An 18,595-nucleotide genomic window follows, 5' to 3' on the forward strand; every position below is an offset into this window, starting at 1 on the left:
TCTATACAATGCCCGGTGCTGTGCGCGGCCAGGTTCCGCGCTGCGTGGCCGCTGGGTGCGGCCGCGGATGCACCGGTCCTTTCCCATCCGGAGGGCCGGCGCTCCTCTTCTTTCCCTCTGTTGGAGACTCCCTTGTTCATTTCTTCTGCTTTCGCCCAGGCCGCACCCGCCGCCGGTGGTGGCGACATGATGTCCTCGCTCGGCAGCATGCTGCCGCTGGTGCTGATGTTCGTGGTCCTGTACTTCGTCATGATCCGCCCGCAAATGAAGCGCCAGAAAGAAGCGCGCGCCATGATCGAGGCCCTGGCCAAGGGCGACGAAGTCGCCACCTCGGGCGGCATGCTCGGCAAGATCACCCAGCTCGGCGAGCAATACCTGACGGTCGAGATCGCCAAGGGCGTCGAAGTCCAGATCCAGCGCAGCGCGGTCATTCAGGTGCTGCCCAAGGGTGCGATCAAGTAAGTAGTGCCACAACACGGGCGCCGGACGCCGCGCGCCCCCGAAGGTTGAATCGATGAACCGATATCCGGTCTGGAAGTACGCGATCATCGTGGTCGTGCTGCTGGTGGGGCTTGTCTACGCCTTGCCCAATTTCTTCGGCGAGGCGCCCGCGGTGCAGGTGTCGTCGGCCAAGTCGACCGTCAAGGTCGACGCCGGCACCCAGGCCCGCGTGGCCGAGGCGCTGAAGGTCGCCGGGCTGGTGCCCGACCTGCTGACGCTCGACGCCACCTCGGTGCGGGCCCGCTTCGCCTCCACCGACGACCAGCTGAAGGCGCGCGACACCCTGCAGCACGCCCTGGTGCCCGACCCGAGCGATCCGCCCTACACGGTGGCGCTCAACCTGGTGTCGCGTTCGCCGAGCTGGCTCACCGCGCTGCATGCCTTCCCGATGTACCTGGGCCTCGACCTGCGCGGCGGCGTCGATTTCCTGTTGCAGGTCGACATGAAGGGCGCCATCGACAAGCGCGCCGAATCCTTCGCCAGCGACCTGCGCACCGGCCTGCGCGACAAGAGCGTGCGCGGCAGCGCGGTCAGCCGCAACGGCCAGACCATCGAGATGCGCTTCCGCGATGCCGCCGGCCTGGACGCCGCCAAGCGGCTGCTGCAGGACCAGTTCCCCGACCTCACGGCGGTCGAAAGCCAGGAAGGCACCGACTTCAAGCTGGTCGCCTCGATCAAGCCCGAGGCCGTTCGCCGGCTGCAGGACGCGGCCCTGAAGCAGAACATCACGACCCTGCACAACCGGATCAACGAACTCGGCGTGGCCGAGCCCGTGATCCAGCAGCAGGGCCTGGACCGAATCGTCGTCCAGCTGCCCGGCGTCCAGGACACGGCCAAGGCCAAGGACATCCTGGGCCGCACCGCCACCCTCGAGATGCGCCTGGTCGACGAGAGCGCCGAGGGCCGTGCCGCCGAGTTGGGCACCGGTCCGGTGCCCTTCGGCTCGGAGAAGTTCCTCGATCGCCAGGGCCGCCCGGTGATCGTCAAGAAGCAGGTGCTGGTCACCGGCGAGAACCTCACCGACGCCCAGCCCGGCTTCGACTCCCAGACCCAGCAGCCCAAGGTCGACCTGACCATGGACGCCAAGGGCGGGCGCATCATGCGCGACGTCAGCCGCGAGAACTTCCGCAAGCGGATGGCGATGCTGATCTTCGAAAAGGGCAAGGGCGAGGTGCTGACCGCGCCGTCGATCAACGGCGAGCTCGGCAACCGCTTCCAGATCTCGGGCTCGATGAGCGTGGTCGAGGCCAACGACCTGGCGCTGCTGCTGCGCGCCGGTTCGCTGGCGGCGCCGATGGAGATCATCCAGGAACGCACCATCGGCCCGAGCCTGGGTGCCGACAACATCAAGAAGGGCTTCGACAGCGTGATGTACGGCTTCGCCGCGATCATGGTGTTCATGTGCCTGTACTACGCGCTGTTCGGCGTCTTCTCGTCGATCGCGCTGGCGGTCAACCTGCTGCTGCTGGTGGCGATCCTGTCGATGCTGCAGGCCACGCTGACCTTGCCCGGCATCGCCGCCATGGCGCTCGCCATCGGCGTCGCGATCGACTCCAACGTGCTGATCAACGAGCGCATCCGCGAGGAACTGCGCGGGGGCGCCTCGCCGCAGGCCGCCATCCACGCCGGCTACGAGCGCGCCTGGGGCACCATCCTCGACTCCAACGTCACCACGCTGATCGCGGGTGTCGCGCTGCTGGCTTTCGGCTCCGGCCCGATCCGCGGCTTCGCGGTGGTGCACTGCATCGGCATCGTGACCTCGATGTTCTCGGCCGTGTTCTTCTCGCGCGGGCTGGTGAACTTCTGGTACGGCAGCAAGAAGAAGCTCAAGACGGTGTCGATCGGCACCGTCTGGAAGCCAGACACCACCGCCGTGGCCAACGCGAAATAAGGGGCACGACAAATGGAATTCTTCCGGATCCACAGGACCATCCCGTTCATGCGCCACGCGCTGGTGCTGAACGCGGTGTCCTTCGTCACCTTCGCCCTGGCGGTGTTCTTCCTGTTCCATCGCGGGCTCCACCTGTCGGTCGAGTTCACCGGCGGCACGGTGATGGAGGTCGCCTCCCAGCAGTCGGTCGACGTCGGCCGGGTGCGCGAGACCATCGCCAAGCTGGGCTACCAGGACGTGCAGGTGCAGAACTTCGGCACCTCGCGCGACGTCCAGATCCGCCTGCCGGTGCAGAAGGGCCAGACCTCGGCCCAGCAGAGCGAGCAGGTCATGGCCGCGCTGAAGGCGGTCGACCCGACCGCCATCCTGCGCGGCAATGAGTTCGTCGGCCCGCAGGTCGGCGAGGAGCTCACCACCAACGGCCTCAAGGCCCTCGGCATGGTGGTGGTCGGCATCATGATCTACCTGGCCTTCCGCTTCGAATGGAAGTTCGCGCTGGCGACCGTGCTGGCCAACCTGCACGACGTCGTCATCATCCTGGGCTTCTTCGCCTTCTTCCAGTGGGAGTTCTCGCTGGCGGTGCTGGCGGCGGTGCTGGCGGTGCTGGGCTATTCGGTCAACGAGTCGGTCGTGATATTCGACCGCGTGCGTGAGAACTTCCGCCGCTTCCGCAAGCTGAGCACCCCCGAGGTGATCGACAGCGCCATTACCTCGACCATCAGCCGGACCATCATCACCCACGGCTCGACCCAGCTGGTGGTGCTGTCGATGTTCTTCTTCGGCGGCCCGACCCTGCACTACTTCGCGCTGGCCCTGACCATCGGCATCTGCTTCGGCATCTACTCCTCGGCTTTCGTGGCGGCATCAATCGCGATGTGGCTGGGCGTCAAGCGCGAGGACCTGGTCAAGACGCCGACCAAGCGGGAAGGCGACCCGGACGACCCGAACGCCGGCGCCACCGTCTGATCTTGGGGTTGCCGAGCATGGAGAGCCCTTGTGCGGTTACGCTTCCCGATGCAAGCTCGTCCTTGTCGTCGAATCGAATCCATTGCCGTCCTGACCATCCATGATCCAGCGGTCCCATGCAGCCTCCCTTCAACTCTCCCGAGAGACGCGCGAGCGTTTCGTCGCCGCCACCGAGCCGCTGATCGCGCCGGTCGCCCGGGCTATCGGCGAACGGCTGACGGCCCTGGCCTCCCAGACCGGCAATGCGCGCGAGATGCAGGAGAACCGCGACGGTTTCCTGGCCTTCCAGACCCACGGCGCGAATTGGGTGGCGCAGTCGCAGGCGGCCTGGCGCAAGGCGCTGGCCAGCAGCGCGATCGAAGGGTCGTCCTCCAACTCGCTGTCGCGCCTCGAGCTGATCGGCGACGAGGTGGTCGAGACCGGCATTCTGTCGTCGCGGCTCGCGCAGGCGATCCAGGACAAGGCCAGCTTCGAGCTCAACGACCTGCGGCTGCGCATCCAGCATCTCGAAGGCACCCATGAACTGGACACAAGGGACATCCTGAAGCCCGAGGCGCTGGCCAAGGTCCTGGTCGACCAGTGGCTGGCCACCGGCCTGAGCCGCGGCCTCTGGACCAAGGTCCAGGAGCAGGTCCAGCAGCACATGGTCGATCCGGTGGTCAAGGCCTACAAGGACGCCAACGCCTTCCTGGTCGGCAAGGACGTGATGCCCGAGATCGATCTCAAGAGCTTCGTGCGCCGCACCGGATCGGTCGGCTCGGGCAGCGCGCCCTTGGGCGGCAGCTTCGCGGGCGGCGCGGCCGCCAGCGCCTCGATGGGCGTCGGCCAGACGCGGATGGTGCCGGGCGGCTTCGGCGCGCCGGCCGGCAGCTTCGCGCCGGCGGCGATCGGCGTCGGCCGCGGTGCGGCCGGCATGGGCCAGCAGGCGGGTGGCGACACCCTGGTGGCCACCGGCGGCTCGCCGTTGCTGATGGCGCGCCAGCGGGCCCAGGGGGTGCTGCTCAATCTCAAGCGCTTCGTGACCGCGCGCATCGGCGGCGACATCACGCTGCCGCGCGGCCAGGGCGGCGGCGAGATGGCGGGCGGGGTCGGCGGCGCCGCCTCTCCGGCTTTCGTCGCCGCGATCGCCGACGCCGAGGCGGCCTACCAGGTCGCGGCCTCGCAGTACGTGGTCGGCGAAGAGGCCACGGCCATCCACAACGCATCGGCCGAACTGCGCCGGCGCACCAGCGAACTCAAGAAGAAGGCGCCCACCACCGCCGACAAGGCCACGGTCGAGATCGTGGCGCTGATGTTCCAGGCCATCCTGGCCGAAGAGCGGATCCCGTTCTCGGCCCGCGTCTGGTTCGCGCGGCTGCAGATGCCGGTGCTGCGCGTGGCCATCGCCGAGCCCGAATTCTTCGGCACCTTGCAGCATCCGGCGCGCATGCTGATCGACCGCATGGGCTCCTGCGTGATGGGCTTCGATGCCGCCGCCATTTCGGGCAGCGCGCTCGAGGGCGAGATCCGCCGCGTGGTCCAGGTGATCGAGCAATACCCGGAAACCGGCCAGCGGGTGTTCAAGCTGGTGTTCGACGAATTCGTCGCCTTCCTCAACAAGTACCTCACGCAGAGCGACACCACCCAGCGGGTGATGAGCGTGGCGCAGCAGGTCGAGCAGAAGGAGACGATGGCGATCCAGTACACCATCGAGTTGCGCAAGATGCTCAACGACATGCCGGTGCGCGAGGAGATCCGCGAGTTCCTGTTCAAGGTCTGGGCCGAGGTGTTGGCCATCGCCGCCCTGCGCTACGGCGCCCAGGACGAGCAGACCGTGACGCTGAAGCGGGTCGCCTCCGACCTGGTCTGGGCGGCCAGCGCCAAGCCGAACCGCAACGACCGCACCCGCGTCATCCAGGACCTCCCCAAGCTGCTGCAGCGGCTGCGCCAGGGCATGACGCTGCTCGGCATCGTGGGCGAGCCCCAGGAAGCGCACATCAAGACCATCGGCGCGACGCTGTCCGATGCCTTCCTGTCGAAGACCGAGGCGATTCCGCCGGCCAAGATCGAAGCCATGGCCAAGCGCCTGGCCAACCTCGAGGATTTCGTCTCCGACGAGGGCACCACCGACCTGCCGCTGGACGCCGCGAGCATCGAACTGCTGCTCGGCGTCGATGCCGCCTCGATCGAGGTCGTGCCCGACACCGGCACCAAGGTCAGCGAGGACATGCTGGCCTGGGCGCACGAGCTGCAGGTCGGCACCTGGTTCATGCTCGACCACAACGACCGCGTGAGCCAGGTGCAGTTCGTCTGGCGCAGCGACCGCAAGCAGCTGCACCTGTTCGCATCCAGCGACGGCCGCAGCTTCCTGATCCAGGTCGGCCGCCTGGCGTCCTACCTGCAGGCCGGCCTGCTGGTGCCGGCCGAAGAAGAAACGCTGACGGTACGGGCCACGCGCGAAGCGCTGGCCAAGCTGGACGCCAACCCCGAGCGACTGTTGAATTAGCTAGTGGGCGATGCGGTCGCTCGATGCGTCGCAGAGCTCATCCAGCACCAGGGCGTCGGGTTCGACGCCGGTGCTCCAGTGCACCATCAGCACGATGATCTTGAGTTCGTCGAGCGCCAGCGGCTCGCCCGGCGTGGCCATGGCGCGCTCGACCACGATCTCGCGCATGCCGCCCGGCAGCACGCTCGCGGATTCGAGGAAGCTGATGAAGCCCAGGCACTCGGCGCCGATGTGCTCCTGCTCGGCACTGGAGTAGACGCGCATCGAATCGGCCGACTGGGGCAGCGCGGCATCGGCCGCAATGCCCGGCAGCACGGTGGCGCTGGTGCCGTCGGCATGGCGCTCGAGCTGGACGCCCCGGGTCGCCAGGCTCAGGCCGTCGAGCCAGTGCAGCGCCTCGCGGATTTCGTCCGCATCGAAGCCTTGCGCGCTGAGCTTGCGCCCCAGCTGCTCGGGTTCGGGGCAGGCGTCGCCGCGCCAGTAGTTTTCGTAGACATACACGAGCACTTCGAACATGGGTTCAATATAGCCCACTCGACGCGCTGGCCGTCGAAAGTTGCGCCGACACGACGCTGCCGGCGGCTCAACCGAGCGCGATGCGCTGGAACAAGCCCCCCGGCAGGCGGGCGACGCGGCCCGCCAGCTCGAGTTCGAGCAGCTGCGCCTGCAGCATGGCCGGGCTGAATCCGCTGCGGTCGCACAGGGCGTCCAGACTGACCGGATCGAATCCGAGTGCGCCCAGCAAGGCGGGCTCGGCGGCATCGTCGTCGTCGGCGGCGGGCGATGGCGGTGGGGGAGGCGGCGCGAAACGCAACTCCTCCAGCACGTCGGCCACCGATTCGACCAGCTTGGCGCCTTGCCGGATCAAGGCGTGGCAGCCGCGCGACTGCGGCGAATGGATCGAGCCCGGGATCGCGAACACCTCCCGCCCCTCCTCGGCCGCCAGCCGCGCCGTGATCAGCGAGCCGGAGCGAAGCGCCGCCTCGACCACCAGCGTGCCGCGCGCGAGTCCGGCGATGATGCGATTGCGCTTCGGGAAGTTCTGGTTCAGGGGCGGCGTACCCAGCGGGTATTCGCTCACGAGCAGCCCTTGCGCGGCGATCCGGTGCGCCAGCTCGCGATGTCGGGCCGGGTAGACGCGATCGAGGCCGGTGCCCACCACCGCCACCGTGGCCAGTTGCCCCGGCCGAGCGGCCTCGAGGGCGCCTTCGTGGGCCGCGCCATCGATGCCGAGCGCCAGGCCCGACACCACGGTCAGCCCCGCTTCACCGAAGGCCCGCCCGAAGGCCCGCGCGTTCTCGGCGCCCTGCGCGGTGGGGTTGCGGCTTCCGACCATCGCGATGCTGCGCGCCAGCTGCGCCAGCTCGAAGCCCGGCGCGCCGATCAGATAGAGCATCAGCGGTGGATCGGCGGTCTCGAGCAGCGCCGCGGGGTAGCCCGGATCGCCGAGCGTCACGATGCGGCGTGTGGCGCCCCCGGCCTCGGTGCCCTCGAGCCATTCGATGGTGCGGCCGAGCAATGCCGGAAGTTCGGCCGGCACCCCCTGGAGCGCCTCGGCCTGTGCCTGGGTGGCAACCTGCGACAGCGCCTGCCGCGTCTGCGAGAAGATGCCGGCCGGCAGGCCGAAGGCGGCGAGCAGCGCGCGCGCCGCGACGTTGCCGATCCCGGGCGTCAGCGCAAGGCGCAGCCAGTCCGAGAGTTCATCGCGTGCCACCCCAAGATCGCGCTCGCATCAGGGGTTGACCAGCAGGTCGCCGGGCCGCGGGGCGTCGCTGATCTCGAGCACCAGCGCATAGGACGCCTTTTCGAACGGCCGGAACACCATCAGCAGGCCGATGCGCTCGTTCGGCAGCTTGAGCACTTCCTTGCCGGTGTCGTTGGGCGCGCCGGCGCGGTCGACGATGGTGTCACCGTTCTTCAGGATGGCCAGCACGTGGCCGGACTCGATGCCGTCGCGGGTGCCCTTGTTGATGACCACCACCTGGTTCTGGGCCACGAACTGCACCGCGTTGCCGTAGACCGAGACGATGCGCCCGTCGATGATCTGCTCGGGCGCGCGCGGCGCATAGCTGAGCAGCTGGCGAGTCGGCTCGGGCAGCAGGCGGTCGCCGGCGCGCATCTCCTCGCGCGCGGCCACGATGTCGATGGTCGCGGGGACCACGTTGACCACGTCCTTGCCCTCGACCAGCTGGGTGGCGACGGTCTGACTGCGCTTGAGCTGGGCCTTGCCGAGGTAGGCCGCCTCGTAGCCGAGCAGCTCGCCGGTGGCGGGATCCTTCAGCGGCGTCGCGTTGCGGAAGATGCGGTAGGTCTTGATCGGGCCGGCGGTCTCGATCAGCTGTTCGTCGGCCTGGCCCAGCGCGTAGGCGCGGTCGCCGCGGGCCAGCAGCACACGGCTGTCGTTGCCGGCCACGATGTGGGGCGCGGCCTTGAGGGTGTCCTCGTCGACGATGATCGGCTCGCTCAGGAAGGGCTCGATCAGGCTCGGATTGAGGGTCGGCAGCGCCATCCCCGACAGCGACTCGTAGCGGGCGCGCGGCGACAGCTTGATCGTGCCGTCGGAGGCGCCGCCGCGGCGGGTGCTGAGGCGGGCCCGGCCGCCGCTCTTTTCCAGGTAGAGCACCTGGCCCGGGTAGATCCGGTGCGGGTTCGAGATCTCCTTGATGTTCATGCCCCAGAGCTCCGGCCAGCGCCAGGGGCTGCGCAGGAACAGGCGGGAGATGGCCCACAGCGTGTCGCCGGGCTTGACCGTGTAATCGTCAGGCGCGTTGGGCGCCAGCTCGCTGATCGGGATGCCGGACTGCGAAGTCTGCTGGGCCACCGCCCGTTGCTGTGGCGTGACCGGATAGTTCTGCGCGAAAGCGGTCGTGGCGCCAGCGGCCCCGAGGGCGACGGCCGCCAGGGTGGCCAGAAGGCTGGGACGCAGGCTTTCGTTGATTCGGAGTTTGGTCATGGTTTATGGTGTGCACACACTACGCCACGCAGGATGTACGAATCCTCACAATTTGCTACGAATTTTGCGCTGAAGCCCTTGATAGGGCAACGTATTCGGGCTGTTGGCCGGCAGGGCGTCGCGGAAATGGCGAAAATAGCGACAACTTCTCCTCGCTTTCATGGCAAAAAGAACCATTTTGAGTTACCCGGATCCCCGCCTGCACACGGTGGCCAAGCCGGTCCAGGGCGTCGATGCGCGCATCAAGACGCTGGTCGCCGACATGCTCGAGACCATGTACGACGCCAGCGGCATCGGCCTGGCGGCGACCCAGGTCGACGTCCACGAGCGGCTGGTGGTGATCGACATCTCGGAAGAACGCGACAAGCCGATCGTCCTGATCAATCCCGAAATCGTCTGGGCCAGCGACGAGAAGGTGCTCAACGAAGAAGGCTGCCTGTCGGTGCCGGGCATCTACGACGGCGTCGAGCGCTCGACCTCGGTGCGCGTGACCGCGCTCGATGCCGACGGCGAACCGCAGACGATCGAGGCCGAGGGCCTGCTCGCGGTCTGCATCCAGCACGAGCTCGACCATCTGCTGGGCAAGGTGTTCGTCGAATACCTGTCGCCGCTGAAGCGCAACCGGATCAAGAGCAAGCTGCTCAAGCAGCAGCGCGAAGACCAGAAATCGGAACAGCGCGAAGGGCGGCGTTGACCATGCGGGGCCTGTGGCCGGCGGCGGCGGCGCTGCTGGTGGCGCTGTCCGGTTGCGCGCTCGACCCGACCCGCCTGCCGCTCGGCAGCACCCGTGCCGAGACGCTCCAGAAGCTCGGCGAGCCGACCGCCACCTATGCGATGCCGGGCGGCGGCGAGCGGCTCCAGTATTCGCGTGCGCCATCGGGCTTCGCAGTCAACAACGTCGACCTCGACGCCGGCGGCCGGGTGGTCTCGATCCGCCAGGAGCTCGAAGACGGCATGTTCGACATCACGATCAAGCCCGGTGTCTGGCGGGTCGACGACGTCCTGCGCAGCTATGGCCGGCCCTTCGAGATTTCGCAGGTGCGGCCCTTCGACGGCGATGTCTGGGCCTGGCGCTACAAGTCGCAGAACAACCCGCGGCTGCTCTATATCTACATCGACCTGGACGGCGTGGTCGACCACTACCATACGGCTGACGACCTGCGCCAGCTGATGACGGACCAATGAGCTCACTGAAAGTCGCGTTCGCGGGCACGCCCGAGTTCGCCCGGGTCGCCCTCGAGGCGATCGCGGCGGCCGGATTCGAGATCGTCCTGGTGCTGACCCAGCCGGACCGTCCGGCCGGCCGCGGCATGAAGCTGCAGGCTTCGCCGGTGAAGCAGTTCGCGGTCGGCCGAGGCTGGCCGGTGGCGCAGCCGCGCAGCCTGCGGCTCGACGGCAAGTACCCGGACGACGCGGCCGCCGCGCGCGAGGCCATCGCGGCCGCGGGGGCCGACGTGATGGTGGTCGCCGCCTACGGCCTGATCCTTCCGCAGTGGGTGCTGGATGCGCCGCGGCTCGGCTGCCTCAACATCCATGCCAGCCTGCTGCCGCGCTGGCGCGGCGCGGCGCCGATCCACCGGGCCATCGAGGCCGGCGACGCGCAGACCGGCGTCACGATCATGCAGATGGACGCCGGTCTCGACACCGGCGACATGCTGCTGCGCGAAGCGCTCGACATCGGTACCGACAGCACCGCACGGCTGCACGACCGGCTCGCCGGAATGGGCGGCCGGCTGATCGTCGACGCCTTGCGGCAGGCGGAGGCCGGCGGGCTGAAGGCCGAGCCGCAGCCGACCGAAGGCGTGACCTACGCCCACAAGGTCGAGAAGGCCGAGGCCCAGATCGACTGGTCGCTGGACGCCGCGGCGATCGCGCGCCGGGTGCGCGCCTTCGACCCCTTCCCTGGCGCCAGCAGCGTGCTCGACGGCGAGACGATCAAGCTGTGGGCCGCGGAGGCCGAGCCGGGCGGGCCCGGCGAGGCGCCCGGCACGGTGCTGGCCGTGACGCCTTCGGGCATTGCCGTCGCGGCGAAGGACTCCGTGCTGCGGGTCACCGAACTGCAGCGCGCCGGCGGCAAGCGCCTGGCGGTCGCCGACTTCCTGCGCGGATTCGACGTCAAGCCCGGCCAGCGCTTCCACTGATGTTTCTCTCCTCTGCGATCCGGCGCCAGCCGGAATTCCGCCAGGGCGTGAGAGACATGTCCACGGTCGCCATGGGCATCGGCGCCTGGGGCCTGATGACCGGCGTGGCGATGCTCAAGTCGGGCATGAGCGTGTTCGAGTCGGTGGCGATGACGCTGCTGGTCTACGCGGGCAGTTCGCAGCTGGCCGCCATCCCGCTGCTGATGGCGGGCGCGCCGGCCTGGGTCATCCTGGCCACGGGCTTCTGCGTCAACCTGCGCTTCGTGGTCTTCAGCCTGCACCTGCGGCCCTATCTGATGCACATGCCGCGCTGGCGCCGCATCACCCACGGCTATCTCACTGCCGACATGAGCTATGCGCTGTTCACCCGCAAGTACGCGCAACCGCCACGCACCCGCGCCGAGGAACAGGCCCAGGAGGCCTATCTCACCGGCAACTACTGCGTGACCTGGTGCGCCTGGATGAGCATGAGCCTGCTCGGCATCGTGCTGGCCAACATGATTCCGCAGAGCTGGGGCCTGGGCTTCGCCGGCGTGCTGAGCCTGGTGGCGATCGTCTGCTCGATGGCGACCACGCGGCTTCGGCTGCTGGCGGTGCTGATCGCCTCGGCGACCGCGGTGGCGGCCTATGCGCTGCCGCTCAAGCTCAACATCGTGGCCGCCATCGGCGTCGCGGTGCTGGCTTGCTTCTGGCTCGAGAAGCAGTTCGGGCTGGATGTCGATGCGGAGGATGACAAGTGAGCGCCGTTTTTGGAGGGACGGATCTCTGGACCCTCGGAGTGATCCTCGGCCTGGCCGGCGTCACCGTGCTCACGCGCTGCTTCTTCTTCATCCTCGATCGGCCCTGGGGCCTGCCGGAGTGGGCCCACCGGGCGCTGCACTACGCGCCGGCGGCGGCGCTGGCGGCAGTGATCGCGCCCGAGATCGTCATGACGCAGGGCCACCTGATCTCGACCCTGCACGACGCCCGGCTCTACGGGGCCGTCGCCGGCACCGCCTATTTCTTCTGGCGGCGCGGCGTGCTCGGGACGATGCTGGCGGGGATGGCGGTGTACCTGCCGCTGCACCTGGGGCTGGGCTGGTAGGCCCCGGGCCCGTCAGTCCAGCTGGACGCCGGCGGTCTTGATGATCTTGCCCCAGCGCTCGCTTTCGGCGCGCGAGAGCTTGTAGAAGTCCTGCGGGGTTCCCGGCAGCGCCTCGAAGCCGAAATCCGAGAACAACTTGACCACCTTCGGCGCCTGCATGGCCTTGTTGAGTTCGGCGTTGATGCGGGCCACCGCCTCGGGCGGCATGCCCGACGGGCCGATCAGGCCGTGGAATGCATAGGCGTTGACGTCCTTGAAGCCGAGTTCGGCGAAGGTCGGCACCTCGGGCAATGCACCGGCGCGCTGCGGCAGCGCGATCGCCAGCACGCGCACCTTGCCCGACTTGATGATCGGCAGCCCTGAGGCCAGGTCCAGCATCATGGTCGGCACCTGGCCGCCCATGACATCGGTCATCGCCGGCGCTGCGCCCTTGTAGGGCACGTGCTGGACGTTGATGCCGGCCTTCTGCTTGAAGAGCTCCATCGCCATGTGGTGCGGCGAGCCATTGCCGGGCGAGGCGTAGCTGACCTTGTCGGGATGGGCCTTCACGTAGCTCACGAATTCGGCCACGGTCTTTGCAGGGAAGTCGGGATGGACCACCAGCGCGACCGGGAAGCGGCCGATGGCGCCGATGTAGGTGAAGTCGCTCGCCGGCTTGTAGGGCAGCTTGGCGAACATGTACTCGTTGAACAGCAGCGCCGCGTTCTCGGCCTGCATGATCGTGTAGCCGTCCGGCTTGGACTGCATCAGCACCGAGACGCCGATGTTGGTCGAGGCGCCGGGCCGGTTGTCGATGATCAGGGGCTGGCCCAGCGAGGGCTGCATCGCCTCGGCCAGCGCACGCGCCAGGTTGTCGGTGCCCCCGCCGGCCACGTAGGGAACGATCCAGCGCACGGGCTGGCTGGGATAGGCGGTCTGGGCCGGCGCATGGCTGCCGAGCGCGAGCATGAGGCCTGCGGCCAGCAGTTGCAGGAATCTCTTCATCGTCTTTGTCTCCGGGGTTGAAAGGGAATCTCGTGAATCAGCCGCGCAGCGTCTGCCACAGTTCGCGGTCGCGCTCCGCGGTCCAGACCACCGGATGCTCGATGCCGCGCAACTCGTCATAGGCGCGCGACACGTCGAATGGCAGCACGTGCTGGAACACCGGCCAGTCGCCGAAGCGCGGCTTCATCGCCTGCTCGGCGCGCTCGAAGCAGCCGCGCAGGCTGTCGCCGGCATCGATGGCCGAGCGCACGCTGGCCAGCAGCGTCGACAGGAAGGCCTTGGTGAGTTCGATCGCCTCGACGCAGGCCGGCGTGCCGCGCACCACCGCGCCGCGGCCCGGCACCAGCACCTCGGGTTTCAGTGCGGCGACGGCATCGAGCGTGCCGGCCCAGTCCTGGATGTAGGCGTCGCCGGCATACACACCGCAGCGGTTCTCGACCACATCGCCCGAGAACAGCACGCCGCAGTCGGGCAGCCAGGCGACCGTGTCGCCGCCCGAGTGGCCGCGGCCCAGGCACATCAAGCGCACTTCGCGCGGGCCGAGCCACAGGCTCATCTCGCGCTCGAAGCTCATCGTCGGCACCGTGAGCCCGGGGATCTCTTCGACGCCAGCAAAGAGGCGCGGAAAGCGCCCGACCTCGGAATCGAAATCGGCCTGCCCGCGCTCTCGCACCCAGTCGAGCGTGCCCTGGCTGGCGATGATGGCCTGCACCTCGTCGAAGGCGCTGGCGCCCATCACGCGCACGGCGTGGTAGTGCGTGAGCACGATGAACTTGATCGGCTTGTCGGTGACCGCGCGGATGTCGGCCAGGAAGTCGCGCGCCATGCGCGGCGTCGGCCGCGTGTCGATCAGCACCACATGCGCATCGCCGACGATGAAGCCGCAGTTGGGATCGAAGTCGCTGATGTAGCCGTACACGTTGGGCGCGAGTTCGCGCACCTGCGGCTTCTGCTCGCGGGTGTCGGAGGCGGAGGCGAAGGAAACGGAGTCGGTCATGCGGGGCTTCGTGGTGGGGGTTCGGGCGCGACGCCGCTTTCTCGTGCGGCATCGATGCAGTCCAGCAGCACGGCCTGGTCGCCGCACTGGTTGGCCAGCAGCAGCACGAGGCGGGCATTGAAGTCGGCGCTCTGCGCCTCGGTCAGCCCTTCATGGGCGCTGACCCAGGCCGCGTAGAAGCCGTCGGGATCGGGGATGCGGGGTTCGGTGATCATGTCTTGTGACCTTCAACGGTGCGCCAGCGCGGCGTGGACCGCGGCCGAGATCGACGCCGGCGCGGGGTTGTCCAGCAGCGTGGCGCGATAGGCGTCCGGACGCACCAGGCACAGGCTGCCCGGGGTCGGGTTGCCGAGGTGGCGCGCCAGTGCCTCGTCGGGCTGCAGCGCAGGCAGGCCGCTGTCGCCGCCCACCGCGACCAGCCGCAGCGGCAGCGAGGCCGCGACATCGGCCGCGGCTTCCGCCTGCGCGCGCGTCGGTGCGAACCACAGGCCCAGGCAGCGGGTGCCGTCGGCCAGCAGTTCCATCAGCGTGGTCGGCGTTCCGTCGAGGTGGCGCAGCGGCAGGTTCTGCACGCTGCGTCCGCCCTCGGGCAAATGAGCTGCCGCAGGGTAGTCGTTGGCGACCGACATGCGGCCCGTGTTCACCAGCGCGCGGGCGAAGGCATGGCGCGATGCGAGCGCGACCACGGCCCGGCGGAGCGTGTGCTCGGCCGGCGTCCGCGGTGCGAGGAAGCGTGCCGAACGGCTGGTGACGCGGAGGTTCTCGACCGCGGCCGGGCGGCGTTCGGCGTCGTAGGTGTCGAGCAGCGCATCGCCGGCGAGGCCCTGCGCGACCAGCGCCAGCTTCCATCCGAGGTTGGCCGCGTCCTGGATGCCGCTGTTGCCGCCGCGGGCGCCGAAGGGGCTCACGACGTGGGCCGAATCGCCGATGAACAGGATGCGCCCGTGCCGGAAATTGTCGAGCAGATGATCGCGGTAGCCGTACGGGCCGATCCAGACGAACTCGAATTCGACGCCGGGGCCGAGTTGCTCGCGCAATCGCGCACCGGCCACTTCGGGCTGGCTGATCTGGGCCGAGTCGCAGTCCTCGGGCATCTGGTAGTCGATGCGCCAGACGCCGTCGCCCATCAGGTGCTGCCACACGGCGCGGCCCTCGTTGAAGGGCGCATCGACCCAGGTCCAGCGCTCGGTCGGCAGCGGCTTCTTGAAGCGAACATCGCTGATGCACCAGCGGTCGGTGCTGCGCGACGGGTGCGCGTCGATGCCGAGCTGGGTGCGGATCGGGCTGTTGGCGCCGGTGGCGTCGATCAGGTGGTCGGCTTCGATCGTGTAGCGGCCGGCGGGCGTTTCGACCTCGATGCGCACGCCGTCGGCGAGCGGCGTCACGTCGACCACGCGGTTCTTCCAGCGCAGGTCGGTCAGGCCGAGTTCGAGGATGCGCTCGACCAGGAACCACTCGATGTAGAACTGCTGCAGGTTGATGAAGGGCGGCTGCGCCGAGACGCTGTCGGTCTTCAGGTTGAAGTTGTAGACCTCTTGCTGGTCCGAGAAGGTGCGGCCGAAGGACCAGGTGATGCCCTTCTGTGCGACCCGCTCGTAGATGCCCAGCCGGGCGAAGATCTCCAGGCTCTTCTGCGCGTAGCAGATGCCGCGCGACGAGGCGCCGCGCACGCCGACCGTGTCGTCCTCGTCGAGCAGGAGGGCGCGCACGCCGCGGCGGGCGAGATCGCAGGCCAGCGTGAGTCCCGCCGGGCCGGCGCCGACGATCACGATCGGGTGGCGCGCGACGCTGTCGCTGCCGAGTTCTGGCGGCGTCACGAAGGGCCAGTTCGGCAGTTCGTAGGCGGGGGCGAACTTGTAGCTTTCCATGGCGGTGCTCACAATGCCTGCGCCCATTCGGCGATCGCATCGGCGGCTTGCTGCACCAGTTGCGGCTGGCCCGCCAGGTAGTGGTTGCCGCCGACGATGTCGACGTTGCGGATGCGCGCACCGCCGGCGGCCAGCCAGGCATCGCGGGTGCTCGGGAAGGTCGACTGGTCGCCGGTGTAGGTCAGGAGCAGCTTGGGCACCGTGGTGCGCGCCAGGTTCGACGGGCCGTCGGCCTGCGAGCGCGACGACCACTGCGAGAGAAAGGCGGTCAGCGAGGTGGTGCGCCCCATCGCGTTGGCCGAATAGTTGACCTGCCGCGCATCGCCCCAGACGCTGCCGGGCGCGCGGTCGTTGGCGTCGATCGACAGGTCGACGCAACGCGGATCGGCGTGGGTGCGGTAGACGATGAAGGCCTGGTCGCGAGGCGCGCCCGGGGTGCTGCGCAGCTGGCGAAGCCGTTCGAGCGCCCAGCGCTCGATGCGCTCGAGCCGCGCCTGCTGGGCGGCACTGAAGCGGGCCAGGAATTCGTTGCTGTACGGCACCGCGTGGCGGGAGTCGTACATGTCGAGTTCCGGATCGACCGACAGCGGGTCGTGCTCGTCGGTGACCGAGGGATCGATCCAGTCGCGCATCAGCTTCGAGCGGCCCTGGTGCGCCGCGCAGAGCGCGAGGCCGTCCACCGGCGGCAGGTCGTCCGGGTGCAGGTGGGTCGGGTCGCCGTCGGCGAAGTGGTGGGCCGTGAGCTGCTCGGCCTGCGCCTGGTAGAAGCTGGCCAGCGCGGCGCCGCCCGAGTTGCCGATCAAGACGACCTTCTCGTAGCCGGCCGCGCGCAGGAACTGCACGCCGGCGCCGAGGTCCTGGATCGCGCGCTCCATCAGCAGCACCGTGTCGTTGCCCATGTAGCGCGAGTTCAGTCCCATGCAGCAGATGCCGCGCGCGGCCAGCGGGCCGATCAGGTAGTGGCCCATGAAGTTGCTCGTGGGATGCATCACGATCGCGGCGACCTTCTTCGGACCGGCCGGCGCCTGGTAGGCGCCATAGATGCGCGGGCGCAGCATCTGCAGGCCGGACTGGCTTTCGAGCGAGGCCCCGGGCTTGACGTCGATGACGGCGAGATGCAGCTCAGGCATGGGCTGCCTTTCCGGCGGCGGCCGCGCGCAGCCCGGCCTTGCGCAGGGTCCAGGCGTCGAGGTCGGCGCGCGCGTGCAGCGCATGGGCGTCCATCTCGGCCTGCGGCACGGTCGGTGTCGTCAGCTCGACGCGGATGCCGTTCGGATCGAAGAAATAGATCGATTCGATGATGTGGTGGTCGGTCGGGCCCAGCACCTCGATGCCGGCGGCTTCGAGCCGGGCCTTGGCGCTGCGCAGTTCGGCCTGCGAGTCGACCCGCAGGGCGATGTGGTTGACCCAGGCCGGCGTGTTGGGCGAAGGCAGCGCCGCGATGTCGTCGCCGAGGTCGAAGAAGGCGATGTAGGAGCCGTCGCGCATCTGGAAGAAGATGTGGACGTAGGGGCAGTACTCGCCGGTGCTCGGCACGTGGTCGCTCTTGATCACGTGCACCAGCGGCAGGCCCAGCAGGTCCTCGTAGAAGCGGCGGGTCTCCTCGCTGTCGCGGCAGCGCCAGGCGAAGTGGTGCAGGCCGCGCACGGGCACGGGGGGTGGTGTGGGCGATGGCATGGCGGTCTCTCCAGTCAAGGTCTCGCAGGGTCGGAGCGATTGGGCCGCCATTCTTCTTATGATTCAATCGAAATAAATTCATCGATTGATGAAGCGAGACCATGAATCTGACCCTGCGCCAACTGCGCGCCTTCGCCGCCGTGGCCGAGACCGGCAGCTTCACCGCTGCCGCCGCCACCCTGCACCTGACCCAGTCGGCGCTCAGCGTGCTGGTGCGCGAGCTCGAACGCGAAATGGGGGTGCAGCTGTTCGACCGTCACACCCGGCGCGTGCTGCTGTCCGAGGCCGGGCGCGAATTCCAGCCCTCGGTCCAGCGCCTGCTGGCCGACCTGGCCGGCGCGGTGGCCGGCGTCACCGACCTGCGCGACAAGAAGAAGGGCGTGCTGCGGCTGGCGGCGCCGCAGCTCATGGCCTGCACGCTGATGCCGCGCGTGATCGCGGCCTACCGCGAGCTGCATCCCGACGTCGATGTCCGGCTGGCCGACACGTTGCCCGAGCACCTGCTCGACGGCCTGCTGTCGGGCGAGGTTGAGTTGGCGGTCGGCCAGGATGTGGCGGTGGACGCCGCGCTGGTCGAGCGGCGGACGCTGTTTCGCGACCGGCACTGGCTGATCTGCCCGCCGGGCCATGCCTTCGCGCGCCGCCGCCAGGTCCGCTGGAGCGAACTCGGCCCCTACGTCTTCATCGCGCCGACGCGCGACTTCCGCCAGCGCGTGCTGCCCGAACTCGCCGCCGACGCGCGCGAGCTCATGCTGCGCGCCACGACCCAGGAGGTGTCGTACATGACGACCGCGCTCGGCATGGTCGCCGCCGGGCTCGGGCTCACGGTGTGCCCGACCTATTCGGCCTCGCTGGTGCGGGCCCACGGGCTGCAGATGGTGCGGCTCGACCAGCCCGACTTCCACCGCGAGGTCTGCGTCTACGGGGCGGCGAAACGCTCGCTGTCGCCGGCGGCCGCCAGCTTCGTGGAATTGCTCCAGCAGGTCGCGCGCGAGCCGGGCCTGGCGGGCTGAAACCTACAATGGCGCTGCCCGTTGTGGCCCCCTTC

Annotated in this window: 19 protein-coding genes; 10 read left to right on the forward strand and 9 right to left on the reverse strand. The window is 68.8% G+C overall.

Features of this window, described 5'->3' with window-relative positions:
- Window positions 1–132: 132 nt before the first annotated feature.
- The 4 genes from yajC (at window position 133) to QTI68_RS04080 (ending at window position 5,843) form a co-directional block, all read left to right on the forward strand.
- Window positions 133–462 (forward strand): preprotein translocase subunit YajC, encoded by a 330-nt coding sequence (gene yajC, locus QTI68_RS04065; protein WP_286509705.1) that lies wholly within the window; start codon window positions 133–135, stop codon window positions 460–462.
- 52 nt (window positions 463–514) lie between these two features.
- On the forward strand, window positions 515–2,392 hold the full coding sequence (secD, locus tag QTI68_RS04070) for a protein translocase subunit SecD (protein WP_286519810.1): 1,878 nt from the start codon (window positions 515–517) through the stop codon (window positions 2,390–2,392).
- A gap of 12 nt (window positions 2,393–2,404) precedes the next feature.
- Window positions 2,405–3,358: a protein translocase subunit SecF gene (gene secF, locus QTI68_RS04075; RefSeq protein ID WP_286519811.1), complete on the forward strand. Its 954-nt coding sequence runs from the start codon at window positions 2,405–2,407 to the stop codon at window positions 3,356–3,358.
- 100 nt (window positions 3,359–3,458) lie between these two features.
- A complete protein-coding gene (locus QTI68_RS04080; RefSeq protein WP_286519812.1) occupies window positions 3,459–5,843 on the forward strand; it encodes a DUF1631 family protein in 2,385 nt (794 codons plus the stop codon).
- Here the strand turns inward: QTI68_RS04080 and QTI68_RS04085 are convergent, their stop codons facing one another.
- The 3 genes from QTI68_RS04085 to QTI68_RS04095 all read right to left on the reverse strand — a co-directional run bounded on the left by QTI68_RS04085 (window position 5,844) and on the right by QTI68_RS04095 (window position 8,796).
- The gene (locus tag QTI68_RS04085; RefSeq protein WP_286509709.1) at window positions 5,844–6,359 is read right to left on the reverse strand and encodes a Smg family protein; all 516 of its coding nucleotides are present in this window, start codon (window positions 6,357–6,359) and stop codon (window positions 5,844–5,846) included.
- Between the two features lie 67 nt (window positions 6,360–6,426).
- A complete protein-coding gene (gene dprA, locus QTI68_RS04090) occupies window positions 6,427–7,557 on the reverse strand; it encodes a DNA-processing protein DprA (protein WP_286519813.1) in 1,131 nt (376 codons plus the stop codon).
- A gap of 18 nt (window positions 7,558–7,575) precedes the next feature.
- Window positions 7,576–8,796 carry a LysM peptidoglycan-binding domain-containing protein gene (locus QTI68_RS04095; protein ID WP_286519815.1) on the reverse strand — a complete coding sequence of 407 codons (1,221 nt, stop codon included), beginning with the start codon at window positions 8,794–8,796 and terminating at the stop codon, window positions 7,576–7,578.
- Between the two features lie 160 nt (window positions 8,797–8,956).
- Between QTI68_RS04095 and def the strand changes: the two genes are divergently transcribed.
- The 5 genes from def to QTI68_RS04120 are packed head-to-tail and all read left to right on the forward strand — an operon-like array spanning window position 8,957 to window position 12,021.
- Window positions 8,957–9,490, forward strand: a complete 534-nt coding sequence (gene def / locus QTI68_RS04100) for a peptide deformylase (RefSeq protein WP_286519816.1) — start codon at window positions 8,957–8,959, stop codon at window positions 9,488–9,490.
- Window positions 9,491–9,492: 2 nt separating this feature from the next.
- Window positions 9,493–9,981, forward strand: coding sequence for a hypothetical protein (locus QTI68_RS04105; RefSeq protein WP_286519817.1), 489 nt, complete (start codon window positions 9,493–9,495; stop codon window positions 9,979–9,981).
- Window positions 9,978–10,937 (forward strand): methionyl-tRNA formyltransferase, encoded by a 960-nt coding sequence (gene fmt, locus QTI68_RS04110; protein ID WP_286519818.1) that lies wholly within the window; start codon window positions 9,978–9,980, stop codon window positions 10,935–10,937. Before QTI68_RS04105 ends, fmt begins: the two co-directional genes overlap by 4 nt.
- Complete coding sequence (locus tag QTI68_RS04115; protein WP_286519820.1) at window positions 10,937–11,677, forward strand: AzlC family ABC transporter permease; 741 nt, start codon at window positions 10,937–10,939, stop codon at window positions 11,675–11,677. The genes fmt and QTI68_RS04115 overlap by 1 nt, the downstream gene beginning before the upstream one ends.
- Entirely contained in the window at window positions 11,674–12,021 is a 348-nt protein-coding gene (locus tag QTI68_RS04120) for an AzlD domain-containing protein (RefSeq protein ID WP_286519821.1), read from the forward strand. The genes QTI68_RS04115 and QTI68_RS04120 overlap by 4 nt, the downstream gene beginning before the upstream one ends.
- 12 nt (window positions 12,022–12,033) lie before the next feature.
- Here the strand turns inward: QTI68_RS04120 and QTI68_RS04125 are convergent, their stop codons facing one another.
- From QTI68_RS04125 to QTI68_RS04150, 6 genes are read right to left on the reverse strand one after another with little or no spacing between them, the layout of a single operon-like run.
- A complete protein-coding gene (locus QTI68_RS04125) occupies window positions 12,034–13,005 on the reverse strand; it encodes a Bug family tripartite tricarboxylate transporter substrate binding protein (protein ID WP_286519822.1) in 972 nt (323 codons plus the stop codon).
- 37 nt (window positions 13,006–13,042) lie between these two features.
- A complete protein-coding gene (locus tag QTI68_RS04130; protein ID WP_286519823.1) occupies window positions 13,043–14,002 on the reverse strand; it encodes an MBL fold metallo-hydrolase in 960 nt (319 codons plus the stop codon).
- Window positions 13,999–14,217, reverse strand: a complete 219-nt coding sequence (locus tag QTI68_RS04135) for a DUF2783 domain-containing protein (RefSeq protein WP_286519824.1) — start codon at window positions 14,215–14,217, stop codon at window positions 13,999–14,001. Before QTI68_RS04135 ends, QTI68_RS04130 begins: the two co-directional genes overlap by 4 nt.
- Window positions 14,218–14,229: 12 nt before the next feature.
- Window positions 14,230–15,870: an FAD-dependent oxidoreductase gene (locus QTI68_RS04140; protein WP_286520218.1), complete on the reverse strand. Its 1,641-nt coding sequence runs from the start codon at window positions 15,868–15,870 to the stop codon at window positions 14,230–14,232.
- Window positions 15,871–15,878: 8 nt separating this feature from the next.
- Window positions 15,879–17,000, reverse strand: coding sequence for an alpha/beta hydrolase family protein (locus QTI68_RS04145; protein ID WP_286519825.1), 1,122 nt, complete (start codon window positions 16,998–17,000; stop codon window positions 15,879–15,881).
- Entirely contained in the window at window positions 16,993–17,547 is a 555-nt protein-coding gene (locus QTI68_RS04150; RefSeq protein WP_286519826.1) for a VOC family protein, read from the reverse strand. The genes QTI68_RS04145 and QTI68_RS04150 overlap by 8 nt, the downstream gene beginning before the upstream one ends.
- A 101-nt stretch (window positions 17,548–17,648) precedes the next feature.
- Between QTI68_RS04150 and QTI68_RS04155 the strand changes: the two genes are divergently transcribed.
- Window positions 17,649–18,560 carry a LysR family transcriptional regulator gene (locus tag QTI68_RS04155; RefSeq protein WP_286519827.1) on the forward strand — a complete coding sequence of 304 codons (912 nt, stop codon included), beginning with the start codon at window positions 17,649–17,651 and terminating at the stop codon, window positions 18,558–18,560.
- Window positions 18,561–18,595: the final 35 nt, after the last annotated feature.

Origin of the sequence: Variovorax sp. J31P207 (assembly GCF_030316965.1) — a bacterium.
GTDB lineage: Bacteria > Pseudomonadota > Gammaproteobacteria > Burkholderiales > Burkholderiaceae_C > Variovorax > Variovorax ginsengisoli_B.